Here is an 18,412-nt window from a genome sequence, read left to right as displayed (position 1 = left end):
ATTTGAGGGTTATCAGGTTCTGTACAGGATTTCTAGTAATTGCCTGATTTATGGTGATGCGATGATCTAGATCATCTTGTTGGGGATTCTGAATCGGCATCCGGGTGTCGTGAACCTGTCGCCGAGAGTTCCCGGAATGACTGAAAGATAGAAGCCGGGGGAGAGGTCGTCATCCAGGGGAGCATCGCACGAACCGCTGTCGGGCTCGCGACGCCGGACGGGTACCTGCCTCGCACCGCCACTGTGCGGTCCAAGTCATATTCATATTTCAAGTCATATTCATATGTAGAAGCAGGAGGGCTCCTCGCCGTGCTCGTCGATGAGGCCGAGCTGGACAACATGAACTCCGAAGACACCACCGCCGGAGGAGAGGGGCGATGAACAACGGGAGCCTGCTCAATCCCGACCGCAAATGGTGGACCCGCACGCCCGAACGGGTTGCCGCCACCAGGGCCACCGCGGCGCGACAGGCCCGCGAGGCGGGGATCCACACCTGCCACGAGGCGTGCATGGCATACCGCCAGGAAATCGCGGACGAGGTGGCTGCCGCTCGGGATGAGGAGTACCAGGGGTGGCTGCCCCTGCTACAGCATCCGAGGTTGCCCTACTACGTGGCCAGAGTAATCCCGGACCGGGTGTGGGACCGGTACGAGCGGGAGGTTTTCGGCAATGGCCACCAGTCCTCCGATGGCTACCAGCCCTCGATCTTGATGCCGTGGACACGGGCCAGTCTGGCGGATTTGTGATCATAGCCCTGGCCGGCGGCATGCTCCACCATAGGAGCGATCAGCCGGTCACTGCGGCGGCGGGTTTCCGGCGAGCGCGGCCTGCAGCATGGCGCGGGCTGACCAGCGCAGGGTCTGGGCGGCCTGGTCGCGGGAGAGGCCGGCGATGTCGGTGAGCCAGATGAGCGTTTCGATGCCGGCGGCGGAGCGGATCGCGATGGCCAGCCGGTGCAGGTCGAGGTGGGGGTGGGTCGCGGTCAGGGGGGCCAGGGCGTGTTCGATCCAGCCGATGGCTCGGCCTTGACGCAGCAGCGGTGGTTCCGCGTCGGCTGCGGCTTCCAGCGACAGCCGCAGGGCGGTGCGTAGTTGTGGTTCCCAGTCGAGGGTGATGCGCAGGTGGGCCTGCATCACCAGGTCGAGCCGGGCCAGCGGGTCGGTGGGGGCGTCGTCGGGCAGCAGGGACTCGTGCTGGATCTCGGGGTGGGCGGCCAGCAGCAGGGTGCGCTGGTTGGGGAAGTAGCGGTAGGCGGTCGTCCGGGAGATTTCGGCGGCTGCCGCGGCGTCCTCGACGGTGGGGGTCACCCCCTGTGTGAGCAGCCTACGGGTGGCCGAGACGAGCGCGTCGCGGGTACGTGCCTTCTGCTGGCTGCGTCCCGTCAGCTCGTATGGGACTGACATTACCATCATGGTACCGTCATCCCATGGGATTGGAGTCCCATGTTGGCATGTTGATACCATGACGACGGAGTTGGTGAGGCGTTCATGTGCCTGGACCCCGCGGTGACGGACCCCGGCCTCTACACGGTGATTTTCGAGAACGACCGTCTCCGGGTCCTGGAGTACCGGGATCGACCCGGCGACAGGACCAGCCCCCACCGGCATCCGGACAGCGTGATGTACACGCTGACCGCGTTCCGGCGGCGGATCACGGCCGACGGCCGGCAGGTCGAGGTCGATCTCCCAGCCGGGCAGGTGCGCTGGCTCGACGCCCAGCAGCACAGCGGCGAGAACATCGGCGACACGGAGACACACTCGATCTTCATTGAGTTGAAGGAACCCCGACCGGCCGGTTCACCCGCCCCCACCGGCGCGCTGGGCCCCGGCGGTGGGTGACCCCTTTTCGGATCCCACTTCCTTGCCCACTTCTCTGCCCGCGGATGGGCGTGCCCGGTGGCGCGATCGTCGATCCGCCAGGCCGTCACACAGCAAGGAGCACATTGTGCGAAGAGGGCCGTGGGTGCGGCGAACTCGGCTTCTTCGATTGACCACAGGAAATCAGCTTCCGTCGAGCTTGCCTGAGAGCTGGTTGCACATCCGGTCGGACGAGCCGAGCCACATCAGCGTGTACTTCTGGTTGCCGCGGCTCACAGTGTTGTGGTCGGCGCAGACAGCCGGCTGCGGACCGCTGGTCGCGCTGCGAAGGCGATCGCCTGACAGCGGTGTCAGTTTCTCCATCAGCAGGCAGGCTCCCGCATCCAGGACAGCGGCGGGCAGGTCGCCGCGGATGACCGCCACCACACCGACCGACCAGAGGTAGTTCTGGTGCTGGTAGATGCCGATGGCCAGCCGGTCGGTCTTGTAAGCGCATTCGGCCGCGTCGTTGACCGCTATCACCCTGTTGGCGAACTGAGTGAGTTTCGGCAGGAATGAAGTTTCACCGCCCTGGAGATTGGACCGCTGGCTGGCGGGGACGATGGAGAGCACCCGGTCGGCGAGCTGCGCGAACTTCAGGCAGGGATCCTCGGCGACTGTCCTGATCTGGTCGCCTGAGAGGTCGGGTAGGAGCGACCGGGTCAGGGAGCCGGGTTGCGCGCATCCGTTCCCGCTCCCGCGGTCCGGGTTCCCAGTACCGGTGCTTGACCGCGGCGCCGGTGTTGCACTGGTGTTCGGCCGCGGTTCCGGCGCCGCGCAGGAGGGAGCCCCCGTCAGGAGAAAAACGGCGATCATCAGTGAGACGGCCGCGGGCACACGAATACCGCGAAAGCGTGTCAGCCTGCGCACCGGTCGGAGCCTCGCTTTCAACTGGCTGCGGCCGGATCCGATCCGCTTTTCCGCCCGCCGGGCGTCGATATGACAGAAAGCAGGCGGCGGCTCATCCGGGACTCGTGTTCGTCTTCCATTCATGGGGTCCTCCTCGTCTCGTGGGACCGGAACACCTCCGAAAGGTGGGGTGTGGCCTGCGTCCGACGGTAGAGAGCGGGAATTCCCCGGACCAGGGGCACTGGCCTGTCTTTACCAGGGGTGCTGGCACGCGGCCTTCCGGGTCCTACCATCCTTGGATGCCACGGCCACGGCCGCGGCACGTCTCAGAAGCCCCGGTGTCTGAGTCCACTACCAGGAGCCATCGATGATGGACACGCCGTCGGCTCGCGCACCTTCGATCTGCCGGACGACTCCTGTGACAACCACCTGGGCGCCTGGCTGGTCTACGGAGAGGGCTATCAGAATAACCGTCATGTCTTTCCACGATCGGCCCGATTCTCTTACCACCGGTTCGAGATCGACCTCGGCTACATGCTGTGCCTGCTGATGGACGTCCTCGGAGTGGTGACCATCCGTGCGGACGACCTGATGCCGCGGGCCCGGCATCCACTGCCGACCGACGACGGGCCTGGTTCCGACACGGCGATGGGCGCTGGCCCGTTACCGGTACGGGCCGGGCGTGTTCAAGGTCGACCGGGCGCTGGACGGCCCGGTGCCGTGGCAGGCGCTGCCGTCCCCGGCTGATACCGCCGCGGCTCCCGGTGACATCAGCCGCGGCCGGTGAATCTCTCCAGGAACGCTGGAGTGAGGTCGTCTTTGCGGGCGTAGCCGGCGGCGCCGCAGTTCCCGACGTCGGCCGGCAGGTCCTCTACGGCGTAGGTCGACATGAGCAGCACGGTCACCGTCGGGTCGGTGGCGACGATCCGACGGGTCGCCTCGATGCCGTCGATGCCGTCGATGCCGGGCAGGTGGATGTCCATCAGCACCATCGTGGGTCTGACCTGCTCGGCGAGGGCCACGCCCTCCTCACCGGAGGCGGCCTCACCCACCACCCGCCAGCCGGGCATCATGGCGATCAGGGTCCGCGTGATGTCACGGAACAGCTCCTGATCGTCGACGACGAGAACCGCGACCGTGTCGCCGTGCGCCGCCATGCAGCCGATGCTGGCGGTGGGGCGAGGCCGTCACAAGGGTGCTGGCCCCCGGCGTGGATGGCGCCACCACCCGCGCGCGGGAATCAGCACGGAAATATCAGCACGGAATTCAGCGCGGGATCAGCCTGCCGCGGTCCGCTGTTCGGCGAGGTGGATCAGGACGGCTTTGACCCGCCGGTTGACGTCCGGCTCGGCGGTCAGCCCGAGCTTCGCGAAGAGGGTGTTGATGTGTTTCTCCACCGCCCGCTCAGTCAGGAAGATCGCGGCAGCGACGGCGGCGTTGCTCTTCCCCTGGGCGATGAGGGAGAGGACCTCCCGCTCGCGTGGGGTGAGCGAGGCCAACACCGGCGACCGGGCAGGCGTCCGCACCGCGACCAGCGCATCCACCACCGCGGGGTCGACCACGGAGCGGCCGGCGGCGACCGCGCGCACCGCGTCCGCGAGCTGCCGCGGCTCACCGACCGTGTCCTTCAGCAGGTACGCCCGGCCGGCGCTGCCCTGCTCCAACAGGCTCAGCGCGTATTCCGGGTTCGTGTACTGGGAGAGCACCACGACCCCGATCTGCGGGTGGCTGGACCTCAGCCGGGCCGCTGGCGCATGCCCGCCGGCCGGCGAACCAGGTGGGGCTCCTGATGGTCCTGGTCGGGGCCGGGTTCTTCGCCGAGGATCTGCAGCTTTCGCGGACACCGTGGGTGTGCACCGCCGGGGTGCGTGCCCAACTCGCCGAGGTCCGGGCCTCGCGGGTCCGGATCGTCGCCGCGGCCGACGCCGCACGGCGCCGCCTCGAACGCGACCTGCACGACGGCGCGCAAGACGTAGTTATGCGCGGCGACCACGGCGGCCACGACACTGCGCAGGCCGTTGTCGCTCTCGCTGGCGAAGCGTGGAGTCGGTCTCGTCGAACAGCCGGGCCATGTCGTCGAGCCACTCGTCATGGTCGGGAAAGATCGCTTCTTCCTCGGCGGAGAAGCACCGGAAGAAGGTGCTGCCGGACGCTCCGGTACTCACTGACTCGCAACGGATTGATACTGACGTGTTTTCTTCTACTCGGGCGGGGAGCTGACGTGCGGGAACAGCTCCTCGAACGCGCCGCGGGTGATGCGATGGCGTACCTCGGGCGTCACCCCGTCGAAGAGCTCGTGCAACGTCTTCTGAGTGTGACCGAACGTACCCTCGAGGTGCGGGTAATCGCTTCCGAATATCACGTTCTGGTAACCCATGGCCCACAGCGCCGCCGGCGCTGACTCGTCGTGCTGGAACGACGCGTACACCTGGCGGTAGAGGATCTGCTTGGGCTCGCGGGACAGTTTCGGCCGCACGAACGCGGCGTGCTGGCGGTACCCCTCGTTGAGCCGGTCGCCCACGAACGGCACCCAGGTCGCCCCACCCTCGGAGATGAGGATCTTCAGGTTGGGGCGGCGGTCGAGGGCGCCGCTGCCGACGAGCTTGGCGGCCACCCGCTGTCCCTCGTAGGAGGTCTCCAGGAGGTTGAGAACGGCACCGCCGGGCCCGCGGTACAGCACGCGTTCGTTACTTTCGGTACCGATGTGGAAGCCGAGGACCATCCCTGCCTCTTCCGCGGCCGCCCACAACGGCTCCCATGAGGCGTCATTCCAGTCCTTCATGCCGGGTGGTATCCCGGTGGGAAGAGATACGATCTTCAGCCCTACCGAGGCGGCGTGCTGAACCTCCGCCACCGCGTCGTCGATCGAGAGCAACGGCATGAGCCCGGCAGGCACGAGCCGGTCGGGGGCGGCGTCCTGGATCTCCGAGACGAGCCACTCGTTCTCAGCTCGGGCCGCGTCCCGGACGAGCTTGGGATCCTCGATCATGTTCGACCACAGGCCGAGCGAGGCGTACACCACCTCCGCCCAGATGCCCTCGCTGTTGAGATCGACCAGGCGGGCAGTGACGTCGCGGGCGCCCGGTGGCCGGTGTGACATCTGCACGATCGTCTCGCCACTGGCACCCCGTGCGGTCATGACCTTCGGCAGGGTACGGCGAAAGCTCTTGCCGTCGACGTGGATGATCTCCTCGTTCTCGCCGACCTTCTCGCTTCGCGGCATCCGCTCCGCCTGCTTCGCCGGCAGGATCTGGAGCCACAGGTCATCCGGTTCGAGAAAGTGCGAGTCACCCGAATGGGCCCAGATCTTTTTCGCGCCTTCGTTCATTGTGACCTCCGTGCCGGCCAGGTCGGGCGAGTAGCACGGGTCGTCCGTGCGAGGCTGCCGGGCTTCACCACGATAAATCGAATAATCCGTCGATGCACGCGGGTAGCGATCTCGGCGGCTGGGCCACCCCGCGGGTCTCCACCGAGCGGACTGCGTGGACCTTACCGGGTTCCGCATCATGGTTCTGGAGTCACCCGGGTGTCGGCGAGGTGGGCATGGGCGGTCCGTAGTTCCCGTTTGAGAATCTTGCCGCTGGGGTTCTTGGGGAGTGATCCGGTGACAACCACGTATTTCGGGACCTTGAAGCCAGCCAACTGCTGCCGGGCATGGGCGATGATTATTTCGGGGGTGAGGGTCGTCCCGGCTCTGGGAACCACGACCGCGGTGACCGCCTCGATCCAGTACGGATGGGCAATGCCGAACACGGCGACCTCTGCCACGCCAGGATGGCGGTAGACGGCCTCCTCGACCTCTCGGCTCGCGACGTTCTCACCACCCGTTTTGATCATATCCTTCTTCCGGTCGACGATCGTGAGATAGCCGTCGGTGTCGAAGACCCCGAGGTCGCCGGAGTGGAACCAGCCGCCTCGGAACGCCTCCGCGGTCTTGTCGGGGTCGTTGTAATACCCGAGCGTGGCGTGTGGGCCGCGGTGTACGACCTCACCGATGGTCCCGGGTGGGACCGGACGGTCCTCGTCGTCCACCAGCATCGTCTCGACGTTGATGGCCGGCCGTCCGGCCGAGCCTGCTTTGGTGACCTGTTCGTCGGGGCGCAGGACGGTGGCGACCGGAGCCATCTCCGTCTGGCCGTAGAGGTTCCACAGCCGTAGCCGGGGAAGCCGCTGTTGTAACTCGCGCAGTACCTCGACCGGCATCGGGGCCGCGCCGTAGTACCCCTTGCGCAGCGACGACAGGTCGTGTGAGTCGAAGGCGGGGCAGCGCAGCAGCCCGATCCACACCGTGGGCGGGCAGAACAGCTTCGTTACCTTTTCCCGTTCGATGGCGTCGAGGATCATGGCGGGGTCCGGCCCGGGTAGGACCACGTTGGTGGCACCCAGATAGATGTCCGGGGTGAGGAAGGCGTCGAGCTGGGCACAGTGGTAGAGGGGCAATGCGTGTATGTCGACGTCGTCCGGGGTCATGTCGCCGTCGATGATGCAGCTCACGTACTGTGCGATCAGTGAGCGGCTGGACAGCAGCGCACCTTTGGGCCGGGACTCGGTGCCGCTCGTGTACATCAGGCGCAGCGGGTCGTCGTCGGTGATCGTCACGTCCGGTTCGGTGGTGTCGGCGTGGGTAAGCCACGCGGAGACCTCCTCCCAGCCGTGCTTCGGGCAGGCGCCGGCGGCGCCGTCGCCGGAGGAGGCGCCGGAGGAGGTGATCCAGCCGCGGACGCCGCCGGTGAGGCCCACGGCTTGGAGCGCACGGTGGGCGACCGGGGCGAGGGCATCCTCGGTGATGAACCCGGTCGCGCCCGAGTGGCGCAGGATGAACGCGATCTCGTCGGCGTTCAACATGAAATTGACCGGGACGAGGACAGCGCCGAGCTTGGCCAGCGCCAGGTAGATGACGACGAACTCCCGGCAGTTGTGCGACAGTAACGCGATACGGTCACCCTTGGTGACACCGCGATCGGTAAGTGCATGGGCGGTACGGTTAACCGTCGTGTTCAACTGCGCGTATGTCTCGCGGACGTCGCCCGCGACAAGGGCCGTCCTGTCCGGAAAGCGCTTGGCCGTACGCCGAAGCAGGTCCCCGACCGAGTGCTGACGAGCCGTTCCCACGAGCCCGTCCACCCCGTTCTTGTCTTGGACCGCGGTCATTCCCATCTCACCGTGAAGACCCTCCACAAAGCGCTCCATGTGAACAACGACGGAACCTACGGATGAGCTGAAACACCATTCGTGAATGCGCTGCATTCGTGAATGTGCTGCATTCACTAAAACGGCGTATCGACGGATGTGATTGAGCGAAGAATAGGCGTAAGGGAAGTGGCGGTCAAGGCTGGAGTGGGCGGTACCGGGGCAACTGTACGGCCGCCCATCGGGATCATGGGCGGCCGTGACCTGCGGTGCAGGCGGTGTACTTCAGGTCATTTCACCGCAGGTCCGTGCTGATCGTCAGCTGGTGGGCAGGTGCGCGATGACCCGGGCCGTCCTGGTGGCCCCGTCCACGGTCGCGGCCACCAGGACGGTCGTGCCGGTCGTGAAGTCGCCGATCTTCGCCTTGTTGCCGTTGCTCCACAGTGCCGTGCCGCCGGTCACGGCGTAGGTGGCCTGGTATCCGTCCTCGCTCGTGACCGTGATCGAGGTTGCGGACACCCTCGTCGGTGTGCCGCGTTGTCCGGCTATGACCTGGTAGCCCTTGTCCGTCCTCACCGTCGCTTCACCGTGTAGTGCCGGAGCATCCGCCCAGGCCCCGTGACCGGGGTCGGCCCAGCCGGGGTCGGGCCGGTCGGGGTCGGCCCAGCCGGGGTCGGGCCGGTCGGGGTCGGCCCAGCCGGGGTCGGGCCGGTCGCGGCCGGGCCAGTCCTTGTCCTGTCCCGGTGTTTTCGGCCGGGTTGTTCCGCCGGTGGGCGACGCGCTTGCCGCCGCCGTTGCCGCGGTCGGAGAGTTCAGGTTCGTGGAAGATCCGGGTGAGGCGATCGCTGCCGCGGTGACACCCGCGATACCCAGAACACCGACCGTCGCGATTGTCGTGATCATGGTACCGAGTTGAGGCCGCATCGTCGTTCCCCCCTTCGGTGCACCCCTTGTGGCGCACCTGGTGGACTTTCAGGGTCGGCTGGTCACCTGAGGTCCGGGTTCAGGAACTATTCAGATTCCATGAGAACTCTGTGTAATATTCAAGTTGCAATCAGTGGCAATCTGGGGTTGCGGTGACCGGCGACAGCGGAGGATCGCTTCAGGCGTCCCGGCGTCGCAGCAGGACGGCGGCGCCCGCGAGCGCGGCCAGCGCATACCCGCAGAACAGTGCGAACCCGGTCCACGCAGACAGTGCCGAGGAGTCGTGCACCACCTGCAGGATCGACTGTCCGGCGCTGCTCGGCAGATACCTGTCGATGTGGTCACGCCAGTTCGAGGGCAGGAAACGCACGATGATCGGAAGTATCAGCAGCAGCCCGAACAGGGTCGCGATCCCGCCGGCGGTGCTGCGCAACAGCGCCCCGAGCGCGACACCCAGCACACCGACGACCGTCAGGTACAGTCCGCCGCCGATCACCGCGGTGAGCACACCAGGTTGCGACAGCGTCGTGGAGATGTGCTTGGACGACAGCATCGCCTGCCCGCCCGCGAACGCCACGAACGAGGCAACGGTCATCAGCGCGAAGGTGACCATGGCGAAGACCGCGGCCTTGGCCCACAGCACGGGCAGCCGCGTGGGTACCGCCGCCATCGTCGCCCGGATCATCCCGGTGGAGTACTCGCCGCTGACGATCAGCACGCCGAGAACCCCGACGGCGAGCTGCGCGAGGAAGATCCCGCTCAGGCTCGTCAGGGTCGGATCGAACGACAGCCGTTCGATCGGCCGTTCCTGGTCCCAGTGGCTGGCCCGCCCCCAGGAGATGAGGATGCCGAGCCCGATCGTGATTACCAGGGCGACGAGCAGGGAGTAGCGAGTTGAACGTAGTGAGTACAGCTTTGTCCACTCCGAGTGCAGCACCCGCCGCTGGGTCACCTTCACGCCCGGCTCGGGCGTCACCCGTGGGCTGCTCGGGGTCGGGACGGCCTCGGCAGTGGCGGTCATGACCGGGCTCCTGTCGCCCGACCGTTGATCGGAACGTCGGCGTGGTACTCCACGCTGTCTCGGGTGAGATCCATGAACGCCTCTTCCAGCGACGCCTGCTGCGGCGTCAGCTCATACAGGACGATGCCGGCCTCGGCCGCTGTCCGCCCGATCTGCTCACCGGTCAGACCGGTGACCTCCAATGCGTCGGCCGCGCTGCTGCTGACCGTCACATCCGCGCTGACGAGCAGGTCCCGCAGCCCGGACGCCTGCGGCGATCGGACCTTCACGGTGTTGGTCGACGCGCTGCGGATGAAGTCCGCAACGGACATGTCGGCGATCAGCCGCCCGCGGCCGATCACGATGAGGTGCTCGGCGGTCAATGCCATCTCGCTCATCAGGTGGGAGGACACGAACACCGTCCTGCCCTCGGCCGCGAGCCCCTGGAGCAGGGTCCGGATCCACCGGATGCCCTCCGGGTCCAGCCCGTTCACCGGCTCGTCCAGGATCACGGTTGCGGGGTCGCCGAGCAGCGCCGACGCGATCCCGAGGCGCTGCCCCATCCCGAGGGAGAAGCTACCCGCCCGCTTGCGCGCGACTTCTCGCAGACCGACCAGGTCGATCACTTCGTCCACCCGTCGGCGGGAGATCCCATGCGTCTGCGCCAGCGCCAGCAGGTGGTTGGCGGCTGACCGGCCCGTATGGATCGACCGGGCCTCCAGCAACGCCCCGACCTCACACAACGGGGCCGAAAAATCACGATAGCGCCGACCGTTGACCGTCACTTCACCGCTGGTGGGTTCGTCAAGACCGATAATCATTCGCATGGTCGTCGACTTGCCGGAACCGTTCGGCCCCAGGAAACCCGTCACCACCCCAGGCCCCACGGTGAAACTCAGGCCGTCGACCGCCGTTTTTTCCCCGTAGCGTTTTGTCAGCCCTTCGACTTCAATCACGGTGCACCCTCCACGGATTTCCGGTGATCTGACTCCACCGAGGTTACGGTGTGTTGGCATCCCTGCCGACCGACTGGGGATCGATCCTTGAAGGGCTCGGCGTACGCAGAACGACGTACTCACCTACCCCGGAAGTCGTACCCACGGGAGTCGTACCCCCGGAATCGGCTGGACCGGTCGGCCACCGACGTTTGTCCCAAAATTGATCATCTTGCTGTTGGGCTGACGGAAATCCGACGGTGTGTCGTGTTGGCTCGGTCTGTGCCAGGTGACCCGCTGCCATCTACGATCGGCGGTCGTGGAGTGGAATCTGCGGACGTGCGCCCGTAAGGGCCATGTCACCTATCGCCCGGACGAGCCGGCTCTCGCCGACCGGCTGGTTGCCCGGACCCCGGTCGGATCGGCCTGGCGGTGCCTGCGCTGCGGCGACTTCGTCCTCGGCGATCCGGTAGGTGCCGGGCCGGCGCAGGACGCGCCGGTGCTGCTGCGCGGTCGGGCACTGCGGGACGCGACCGTCCTGCGGCTGCTCGCGGTGGAACGCGTCGTCCGCGCGGTGCTGCTCGCGCTGGTCGCCTACGCCATCCTCCGGTTCCGCCGGTCTGAGGCCGACCTTCAGCAACTGTTCGACAGGGCGGTCCCAGCCGCGAAGCCGCTCGCCTCGGTGCTCAACCTGGACCTGGACAACAGCCCGACCATCACCCATCTGCGCCACCTTCTCCACACCAAACCGAGCACGTTGCTGCTCGTCGCCGGGTTGCTGTTCGGCTATGCGGTCATTCAGATCGTCGAGGGCGTCGGGCTGTGGCTGCTGCAACGGTGGGGGGAGTATTTTGCGGCCGTCGCCACGTCGGTGTTCCTGCCCTTGGAGGTCTACGAGCTGACCGAACGGGTCACGGTGTTGCGGGTCGGCGCGCTTGTCATCAACGTGGTCGCGGTCGTGTACCTGGTCCGCTCCAAGAGGCTGTTCGGAATGCGCGGTGGACGGGCGGCGTTCGAAGCCGAGCGGCACAGCGAGTCCCTGCTGGAGGTCGAGCAGTCCGCCGAGATGCCTGATCACGAGATGCCTGATCACGAGATGTCCGACCGGGAGCCGCCGTCGCCACCCGGGCCGGTGCATGTCGCTGACGGGATTGCGACGCCCGGGATTCTGCCCTGACCGGTGCCGGCCGGGTAATGGACCGTGCACCGGTAACGCGACCGTCTCCGGCTCAGCCGACAACGACAGGCGCCATGGCCGCCTCGATCAGCTGCCGCGGGCTGCCGGTACCGTCCGCGGGGACTGTCCACATGTCGGTGCCGAAATCCCCGGGCAGTGCGTACGCGAGCGTGCGGTCGTCGAGCCAGACCGCCTGGTCATCGACACTGCGGTTCTCGGCGAGTGGCATCTCGCCCATGGTCCGCAGGTCGATTACGTACAGTCGCCACGGTGCGTCAACGGACAGGCCGGGCACCCGTTTCTTGAATGCCAGCCGGGTTCCGTCCGGGGAGAGCGAGGGGCACTCGACGTTTTCGCGCAAGGTGGTCAGCGTGCGGGCCGTGACGTCCCCTTGTACCAGGTAGGTCTTCCCACCGGTGGCGAGCGTCGCGTAGAAACGGCTGTCGTCGGCGAACGTCACGCCCCAGAAGTTGACGTCGGCGTTCCGGTACGCGTGCCCGTCCTTCACCACCTGGTAGTCCTCGAGAGTGCTCTGGAGTGTCCCGGTGCGGGTGTCGAGGATCGAGGTGTGGGTGGAGAACTGCCCCACCCCGTAGGAGTCGCCGCTCACGAACACCGTCCATGCGACCAGGTGGCCGCTCGGCGAGACCCGCGCACGGGTGGGGATGCCGTCCAGCGGGTAACGCCGCTGTTCCCGCAGGCTGGAGTCGAGTACCACCGCCTGGTAGGTGTCCGACACCGCGCCGTGCACCGCCTGCAGGCAGATCCCGGTGCCGGCGGCGGAGTAGAAACGCAGGCAGTGAACTGTGGAGGCGGTGCGCGGGCCGGACGGGTCGGCCGACGGCACCGATGCCAGCTCGTCACGGTGCGGGCCCCAGGCCATGTTGCGGAAGACCAGCCGCGGTTGCCGCGCCGAACCCGCTGCGGTGAGCGCCACCTGCCCGGAGGTCACGCGTGGGCCGCCGGCCTGCAGGCGGTCCCTGCGGGCCGCGCGGTCGGCGGCGTGCAGCACCGAGCCCACGGCGACCGCGGCAAGCACCGCAACGGTGGCGAGCAGGATGACCAGCCGGGTACGCGCGCTCACCTTGCCGGCTCCACCGCTCGCAGGGGTCGCAGGACCGCGCTTGTCGCGGCGCACGTCGCCAGCGCCACCGTGGCGACGGCCAGCGCGGTGTGGGCCCCCCACGCCGTCCAGGCTGCGCCGAACAGCAGCGAGCACACGAAACGGGCGCTGGCCTGCCCGGTCTGGACCAGGGCCAGCCCGCTGGAACGCAGCTCGGCCGGCACGGAGCCGGCCGCGGACGCCATGAGCACCCCGTCGGTGGCTGCGTAGAAGGCGCCGTGCAGGACGAGCACCGCGACCGGTAGCACCGCGACCGGCAACCCCCCGACCGGCAGCACCGTGCCGTGGGCCGGCGTGAGCAGCATCCCGTAGGCCGCGAGCAACCCCAGGTGCCCGGACAGGAAGACCCGCCACCGGCCGAACCGGTCGGCGGCCTGCCCGAGCGGCACGGCCAGCAGTAGGAACGCGCCTGCTGTGCCGAGTGGCAGCAGCGGGAACCATCGCACGGAGATCCCCAGGCGTCGCTGGAGAAGCAGGTAAACGAAGGAGTCGCTGACCGTGGCCAGGCCCAGCAACAGTGCGCACAGGGTGAGCCGCCGCAGTTCGGGACGGCGTAGCAGGCCGAAGGCCGCGCGCAGAGAGACCGCGGAAGCAGGAGCGGCAGAGACAGGAGCGACCCGTGCGGAACCGGACGAGGTGGGAGCTGCGGGCTCGAGGATGCGTCCGGGTGCGAAGAGCAGCAGTACCAACACGCCCATGGTCGCAACACAGAAGCTCACCGTGAACACGGCGTCGAACCCCCCGGCCGCCGTCCGTAGGACGAAGAAGGCGGTGACCGGGCCCAGCAGGGCTCCCGCGGTATCCATGGCGCGGTGCACTCCGAAGGAACGGGCCTGCATGTCAGGCGGGGAGGCAAGTGAGATCATGGCGTCACGCGGTGCCGTCCGTAGACCCTTTCCGGTGCGATCGACCGCGAGAACCGCACCGATCAACGGCACGCTGTGGACGGCGAGCAGGGCCGGCTTGCACAGGGCGGACAGGCCGTACCCGACGGCGGCGGTCGTCCTGTGCCGCCGTCCGCGGTCGGCGAGATGGCCACCGACAAGCCTGACCAGGGCGCTGACCCCGTTGTAGATGCCGTCCAGCACGCCGAAACCCAGCGGGGAAAGGCCCAGTTCGGCCACCAGGTACAGCGGCAGGACGGCGGTGACCATCTCCGAGGAGATGTCGGTGATGAGGCTGACCGTGCCCAGGATGAGCACGGTCCGGGGTATGGCCCGCGGCACGGTGCGGCCCCCCGCCCGGGACACGGCGCGGGGGGCCGCACCCGGCAGGGGGCCGACCGGCCGGCCCGGGTGTGAACCCGGGCCGGCCGACGCGGACGGGGTGCGGGTGTCCGCTACGTACACGGTCGCTCAGTTCCAGATACCGGTGATGTCCGACGCGCTCGCGGCGTTGCCCGCATGGGTGGTGAGGCCGCTGAGGTCCTCCAGGGTGCGCAGCACGTTGTAGTGGTTGTAGGTCGTCGACGAGGTGCTGCCCGGGGTGACGTGCTGCCCGTAGAGCACGGTGGCGATGTGGTTACCGCTGGAGCCGTTATCCTCGTCGAAGGTCACGACGAGGATGCTGTTGTGGGTCTGGGCCCAGGTGGCGTAGGCGCCGAGATTGTTCTGCACCCAGGTGTCGCCGGTGGAGACCGAGCAGTCGTGCATGTCGTTGCACAGGTTCGGGGTGACGAACGAGACCTTCGGCAGCGTGGTGTAGTCGGTCGGGAACTGGGTGAAGGTGTGGGCGGTGTTCAGTGGCACGTTGCTGAAGGCGAACCACGGGTTGTGCTTCTGGGCATACTTGGTGCTGCTCTTGGTGCACACGGTGGAGCCCTCGGAGGGCAGACCCTCGTTGTAGCTGCCCCAGGTCTTACTGGCGGCGATCAGTTCGGAGCCGAGGTTGACGGCGCTGCTGAACTGTGGGGTGTAGCAGCTGTCGTCGGTGATGCCCTGGGTGCCGCCGGAGAAGATTGCGAGGTAGTTGGGCTGGCTGGGATGGGTTATGCCATAGGATGACGAGAGGTTAGCGCCGCCGGCCTTCAGTGTGTTGTTGATGTACGGTGCGCTCGAACTACCGATGATCTGCGAGTAGGCGTGGTTCTCGAGAACAACGACGACCACGTGATCGGGTGTGGGCAGTGCCACGGCCTGTGCGCTGGACGCGAGTAGTCCGACCGAGGCGGCAGCCAACCCGGCGGTGACGCCGAGGGCGGTGAGTGCCCGACGCGGGCGTTTGACACGAGAAAGAACGGACACAGCAGACCTCCGGAAGTACCGCATTGGGAAACAACGCGAGGGCGTTTACTGGGCGGATGTCAGGCTAAAGCCCGTGTTTGCTATCCGTCAGGGGACGCCGTGTGGCGGCCAAGTAAACATCTGCGGTGTTGTCTGCGCCGGTTGTTACTTCGCTCGTATGCGGGCGTAAACCTGGACCACCGCCGGATCGGTTGCCAACGGTTCTGATTACGGCGGCGTTTCGGGTCACCGACCCCGACGAGGTGGGATGGACTCGGATGAGACGGGGCGGTTGTGCGGTCGGCGGCAGCCCGCGGGCTGCCGCCGACCACGGCATCTACCCGTTGCGTCCGCCACCGCCACCGCCACCGCCACCGCCACCGCCACCGCCACCGCCACCGCCACCACCGATGCCGCGCAGCGTGGTGTTGCTCGTCGGTAGCGAAGCCTTCAGGTCCGCCAGGACCACCCGGTCGCCCTCGGACAGACCGGACGTCACCTGCGTGAACGTCACGCCGACCGCGCCCACGTTCACCGGCACGCTGGTCATCTTGCCGCCGCGCAGCACGGACACGACATGGCGGTTACCGATCGTGTGGACGGCGGAACTCGGTACGGCGAGCGCGTTCGTTGCGCTGGAGACGACGATGGACACGGCTGCGCCCGAGCCGGCGAACAGCTGTCCGCCGCCGGTGACACCACCGTTGGTGAGACCGATGGTCACCGGGTAGGACACCCCTCCCGACGTGCTGGACGACGCGGATGCGCCGGATGCGCCGGATGCGGTGGAGGCGGTGGGAAGCAGGCCGATCGCCACCACGGTGCCCGCTGTCGGCGTGTCGGTGCCGTCCGGGACGACTGTCGCCTTCGCCCCGACCTTCACCGAGGCGACATTGCTCTCGCTGACGGTGGTCATGACCTCCGCGGAACCGGGGTTCAGCACGACGATTGCGGCCGTGCTCGACCCGGCGTTGACGGACTGGCCGGGCCTGACGTTCACGGCGGCCACGACACCTGTGATCGGGCTGATGAGCTGTGCCTGGTCCAGGCCCTGCTGGGCGACAGCCAGGGTGGCGTTCGCCGAGTCGACCGAGGCCTGGTCCGCGGCGATCTGGGCGGCCGAGACCGGCGCGCGGGTGGAGCCGGACGCCGTCCTGGAGGAACCCGCGGCCGAGCCGCCCGCCCCGCTGCCTGACGATGGGGTGCCGCGCCCGGATCCGGATCCGGATCCGGATCCGGCGGATCCGGTCCCCCCGGTGCCGGTGCCGGTGCCAGGACTCGTACCGGCCGTGCTTGTCGGTTCGGGCCCGTTGGACGGCTGCTGGCTCGAACCCGCATCCGACGATGGCTGGCCCGAACCCGCATCTGGCTGCTTGCCCTGTGACTGGGCCAGCAGCTGGGCGACCGCGGTGTCGAGGGCAGCCTCGTCCGCGGCGACAGCCCGTAGATCGTTGCTCAGGGTGTCCTGCTCGGCAAGCACCTGCTTCAGCAGGGTGGAGCAGTCCGTGCCGTCGGGCGTCGGACCCGTGGCCGGGCCGGCGCCCGGTGACGATGTGGGGGCCGGTGATCCGGTGATGTCACCCGGGCTCCGGCTGAGGCTGTTCAGGAAGGACCCGCACACCGCCTGTTCGTGGGTGAGGTCGGCCTGCGTCTGGTAAAGAACCGTGTCGGCGGCGCGCTGGTCGGTCAACAGTTGTTGCTGGTCGCGCTTGACGACATCCGCCGCCGTACCACCGGTCGCCGCCGTGCCGTCCGTACCTCTGTCAGGCGCGGCGCTGGCAGTGGCGGACGGTCGCCCGGACGCGGAGGTCACGTAGCTGGCGCCCTGCGCGGTGGATCCGGCGGACCGGGCCGTGGTCGTCGTTGTCGTTGTGACCGATGTCTGGCTGGTCTGGTCCGCGGCAAGCCTCGCCTGGGCTGAGGCCAGGGTCGCCCTGGCATTGTCGAGCGAGGCGGTCAGGGAGGACGCGTCGAGCGCCGCGAGGACGTCACCTGTTGTCACGTGCTGCCCGACCGTCACCGGAACCTGCGCCACCCGTCCGCTGACGGGAAAACTGACCGAGGCCTGGCTGACGGGCGTCACGGTGCCGATGGAGTTCACCGTTGCTTCGACGGTGCGGTGGGTGACCACGACGGTCCGGTAGGACGGCTCGCCCGATCCGGTCGCGGCAAGCACGCCCCCACCGGCCCCCACGACGACAACCACGGCGACGCCTATCACGACCGAACGGCGAGTCCCGTGCCGGCGACCCCGGGAAGGCGCGTCAGCCATTGGGGGACCCGCTCGCGCTGCCCTGCCGGCGGACGCCGCCGGTGCATCCGTTCGGTCCGGGTTGGCGGATGCTGATCGAGGTGGCGGTCACCGCCCCGGTGCTGTCAGCGGGTCCGACGGCGGTGACGCACTCGCCGACCTTCAACGCCGAGGACGATGCCGGGACCGTCTGGTCGTAGACGGTCGAGGTGGATGTCGTGACCGTCCGTGTCGTAGGTGTGCTGCCGTCACGGGCGGTGGTCTGTACGGCGAAGGTGGAGTCGGACTTCGAGGTGACCGTGCCGAAGGCCGCGCTCGGCCGGGCTGTGGCATCCGCGTTCGGACTGCGGCGCGGCCGTGGGCTTGTCGAGGGATCGGGGGCACCGGAGGGACGGGCGCCACCGCCGAAGCCACTGCCGAAGCCGCCGTTGCCGGTGCACCCGGTTGTCTCCGGTTTGCTGATCATCACGTTCTGTGCGGTGATCTCGCCATCCGTGGCGGTTGTTCCGGGTGCTCCGGTCACCAGCACACAGTCACCGACGTTCAGGCTCGACACGGTCGTCTGCTCGGTCTGGGTGAAGGTCGTCGATCCGGTGAAGTTGACGGTGACCTGGCCCACCGACGGGTTCTGCACCTGGATCGCCGAGCCGGTGACCGCTGCGGCCGTCCCCGTCACGCCCGGTGGGCCCGCTGGTGCCGGACTCGCCCCCGGATTCTGCGTCGACACGGTTGCTGTGGTGGAACCGCTGGAGCCTCCGCCGCAGGCCGCCATGGCGAGTGAGGATGCGAGCAACAGTCCGGTCAGCCGTCCCACGGTGACCCGGGGACGGCGGGCTGCGGACCGGACCGGACGGGCGGCGGGGCCGGCGCACATGGCGACGCTGAATTCGGACACGGTGAACCCGTTTTCCTGATCGTGGTCCTGGACGGAGGGCTCGGCCGGAG

18 protein-coding genes are annotated in these 18,412 nt (G+C 67.8%); 3 read left to right on the top strand and 15 right to left on the bottom strand.

Annotation, left to right across the window (positions count from 1 at the left end; genetic code table 11):
* Window positions 1–377 precede the first annotated feature (377 nt).
* Window positions 378–746, top strand: coding sequence for a hypothetical protein (locus NBW77_RS04480; RefSeq protein WP_131749044.1), 369 nt, complete (start codon window positions 378–380; stop codon window positions 744–746).
* Window positions 747–794: 48 nt separating this feature from the next.
* Here the strand turns inward: NBW77_RS04480 and NBW77_RS04475 are convergent, their stop codons facing one another.
* Entirely contained in the window at window positions 795–1,412 is a 618-nt protein-coding gene (locus NBW77_RS04475; RefSeq protein ID WP_207387209.1) for a TetR/AcrR family transcriptional regulator, read from the bottom strand.
* A 75-nt stretch (window positions 1,413–1,487) separates the two neighbouring features.
* On the opposite strand from NBW77_RS04475, the gene NBW77_RS04470 reads away from it, so the two are divergent.
* Window positions 1,488–1,838 (top strand): cupin domain-containing protein, encoded by a 351-nt coding sequence (locus tag NBW77_RS04470; RefSeq protein ID WP_131749046.1) that lies wholly within the window; start codon window positions 1,488–1,490, stop codon window positions 1,836–1,838.
* A gap of 162 nt (window positions 1,839–2,000) precedes the next feature.
* On the opposite strand, the gene NBW77_RS04465 is transcribed toward NBW77_RS04470, so the two are convergent.
* The 9 genes from NBW77_RS04465 to NBW77_RS04425 all read right to left on the bottom strand — a co-directional run bounded on the left by NBW77_RS04465 (window position 2,001) and on the right by NBW77_RS04425 (window position 10,715).
* The gene (locus NBW77_RS04465; RefSeq protein WP_131749048.1) at window positions 2,001–2,726 is read right to left on the bottom strand and encodes a hypothetical protein; all 726 of its coding nucleotides are present in this window, start codon (window positions 2,724–2,726) and stop codon (window positions 2,001–2,003) included.
* Between the two features lie 749 nt (window positions 2,727–3,475).
* Window positions 3,476–3,862, bottom strand: coding sequence for a response regulator (locus tag NBW77_RS04460; RefSeq protein WP_131749052.1), 387 nt, complete (start codon window positions 3,860–3,862; stop codon window positions 3,476–3,478).
* Between the two features lie 120 nt (window positions 3,863–3,982).
* The gene (locus NBW77_RS04455; protein ID WP_349816960.1) at window positions 3,983–4,414 is read right to left on the bottom strand and encodes a LuxR C-terminal-related transcriptional regulator; all 432 of its coding nucleotides are present in this window, start codon (window positions 4,412–4,414) and stop codon (window positions 3,983–3,985) included.
* Window positions 4,415–4,440: 26 nt separating this feature from the next.
* Window positions 4,441–4,797, bottom strand: coding sequence for a hypothetical protein (locus tag NBW77_RS04450; RefSeq protein ID WP_242606118.1), 357 nt, complete (start codon window positions 4,795–4,797; stop codon window positions 4,441–4,443).
* A 108-nt stretch (window positions 4,798–4,905) separates the two neighbouring features.
* Window positions 4,906–6,033 carry an amidohydrolase family protein gene (locus NBW77_RS04445; RefSeq protein WP_131749057.1) on the bottom strand — a complete coding sequence of 376 codons (1,128 nt, stop codon included), beginning with the start codon at window positions 6,031–6,033 and terminating at the stop codon, window positions 4,906–4,908.
* 176 nt (window positions 6,034–6,209) lie between these two features.
* Window positions 6,210–7,856 carry an acyl-CoA synthetase gene (locus tag NBW77_RS04440; RefSeq protein WP_250279319.1) on the bottom strand — a complete coding sequence of 549 codons (1,647 nt, stop codon included), beginning with the start codon at window positions 7,854–7,856 and terminating at the stop codon, window positions 6,210–6,212.
* A 297-nt stretch (window positions 7,857–8,153) separates the two neighbouring features.
* Window positions 8,154–8,759, bottom strand: a complete 606-nt coding sequence (locus NBW77_RS04435) for a hypothetical protein (protein ID WP_250279318.1) — start codon at window positions 8,757–8,759, stop codon at window positions 8,154–8,156.
* 178 nt (window positions 8,760–8,937) lie between these two features.
* On the bottom strand, window positions 8,938–9,780 hold the full coding sequence (locus tag NBW77_RS04430) for an ABC-2 transporter permease (protein WP_250279317.1): 843 nt from the start codon (window positions 9,778–9,780) through the stop codon (window positions 8,938–8,940).
* Window positions 9,777–10,715: an ABC transporter ATP-binding protein gene (locus NBW77_RS04425; protein ID WP_131749061.1), complete on the bottom strand. Its 939-nt coding sequence runs from the start codon at window positions 10,713–10,715 to the stop codon at window positions 9,777–9,779. The genes NBW77_RS04430 and NBW77_RS04425 overlap by 4 nt, the downstream gene beginning before the upstream one ends.
* Before the next feature lie 298 nt (window positions 10,716–11,013).
* On the opposite strand from NBW77_RS04425, the gene NBW77_RS04420 reads away from it, so the two are divergent.
* A complete protein-coding gene (locus NBW77_RS04420; protein WP_131749074.1) occupies window positions 11,014–11,871 on the top strand; it encodes a DUF2127 domain-containing protein in 858 nt (285 codons plus the stop codon).
* Between the two features lie 52 nt (window positions 11,872–11,923).
* Here NBW77_RS04420 and NBW77_RS04415 read toward each other — a convergent pair whose 3' ends face one another.
* The 5 genes from NBW77_RS04415 to NBW77_RS04395 all read right to left on the bottom strand — a co-directional run bounded on the left by NBW77_RS04415 (window position 11,924) and on the right by NBW77_RS04395 (window position 18,362).
* On the bottom strand, window positions 11,924–12,955 hold the full coding sequence (locus NBW77_RS04415; protein WP_131749063.1) for a TolB family protein: 1,032 nt from the start codon (window positions 12,953–12,955) through the stop codon (window positions 11,924–11,926).
* Window positions 12,952–14,343: an MFS transporter gene (locus NBW77_RS04410; RefSeq protein WP_250279316.1), complete on the bottom strand. Its 1,392-nt coding sequence runs from the start codon at window positions 14,341–14,343 to the stop codon at window positions 12,952–12,954. The genes NBW77_RS04415 and NBW77_RS04410 overlap by 4 nt, the downstream gene beginning before the upstream one ends.
* Before the next feature lie 6 nt (window positions 14,344–14,349).
* Window positions 14,350–15,237, bottom strand: a complete 888-nt coding sequence (locus NBW77_RS04405; protein WP_242606117.1) for an alkaline phosphatase family protein — start codon at window positions 15,235–15,237, stop codon at window positions 14,350–14,352.
* A gap of 316 nt (window positions 15,238–15,553) precedes the next feature.
* On the bottom strand, window positions 15,554–17,422 hold the full coding sequence (locus NBW77_RS04400) for a permuted SH3 domain-containing protein (RefSeq protein WP_250279315.1): 1,869 nt from the start codon (window positions 17,420–17,422) through the stop codon (window positions 15,554–15,556).
* A gap of 58 nt (window positions 17,423–17,480) precedes the next feature.
* Window positions 17,481–18,362, bottom strand: a complete 882-nt coding sequence (locus NBW77_RS04395) for a DUF5666 domain-containing protein (RefSeq protein WP_250279314.1) — start codon at window positions 18,360–18,362, stop codon at window positions 17,481–17,483.
* Window positions 18,363–18,412: the final 50 nt, after the last annotated feature.

The organism is Frankia sp. Cppng1_Ct_nod (assembly GCF_920656135.1).
GTDB classification, from domain to species: domain Bacteria; phylum Actinomycetota; class Actinomycetes; order Frankiales; family Frankiaceae; genus Protofrankia; species Protofrankia meridionalis.
The sequence above is the reverse complement of the archived record's forward strand: the minus strand, read 5'-3'. Positions and strand labels throughout refer to the sequence as shown.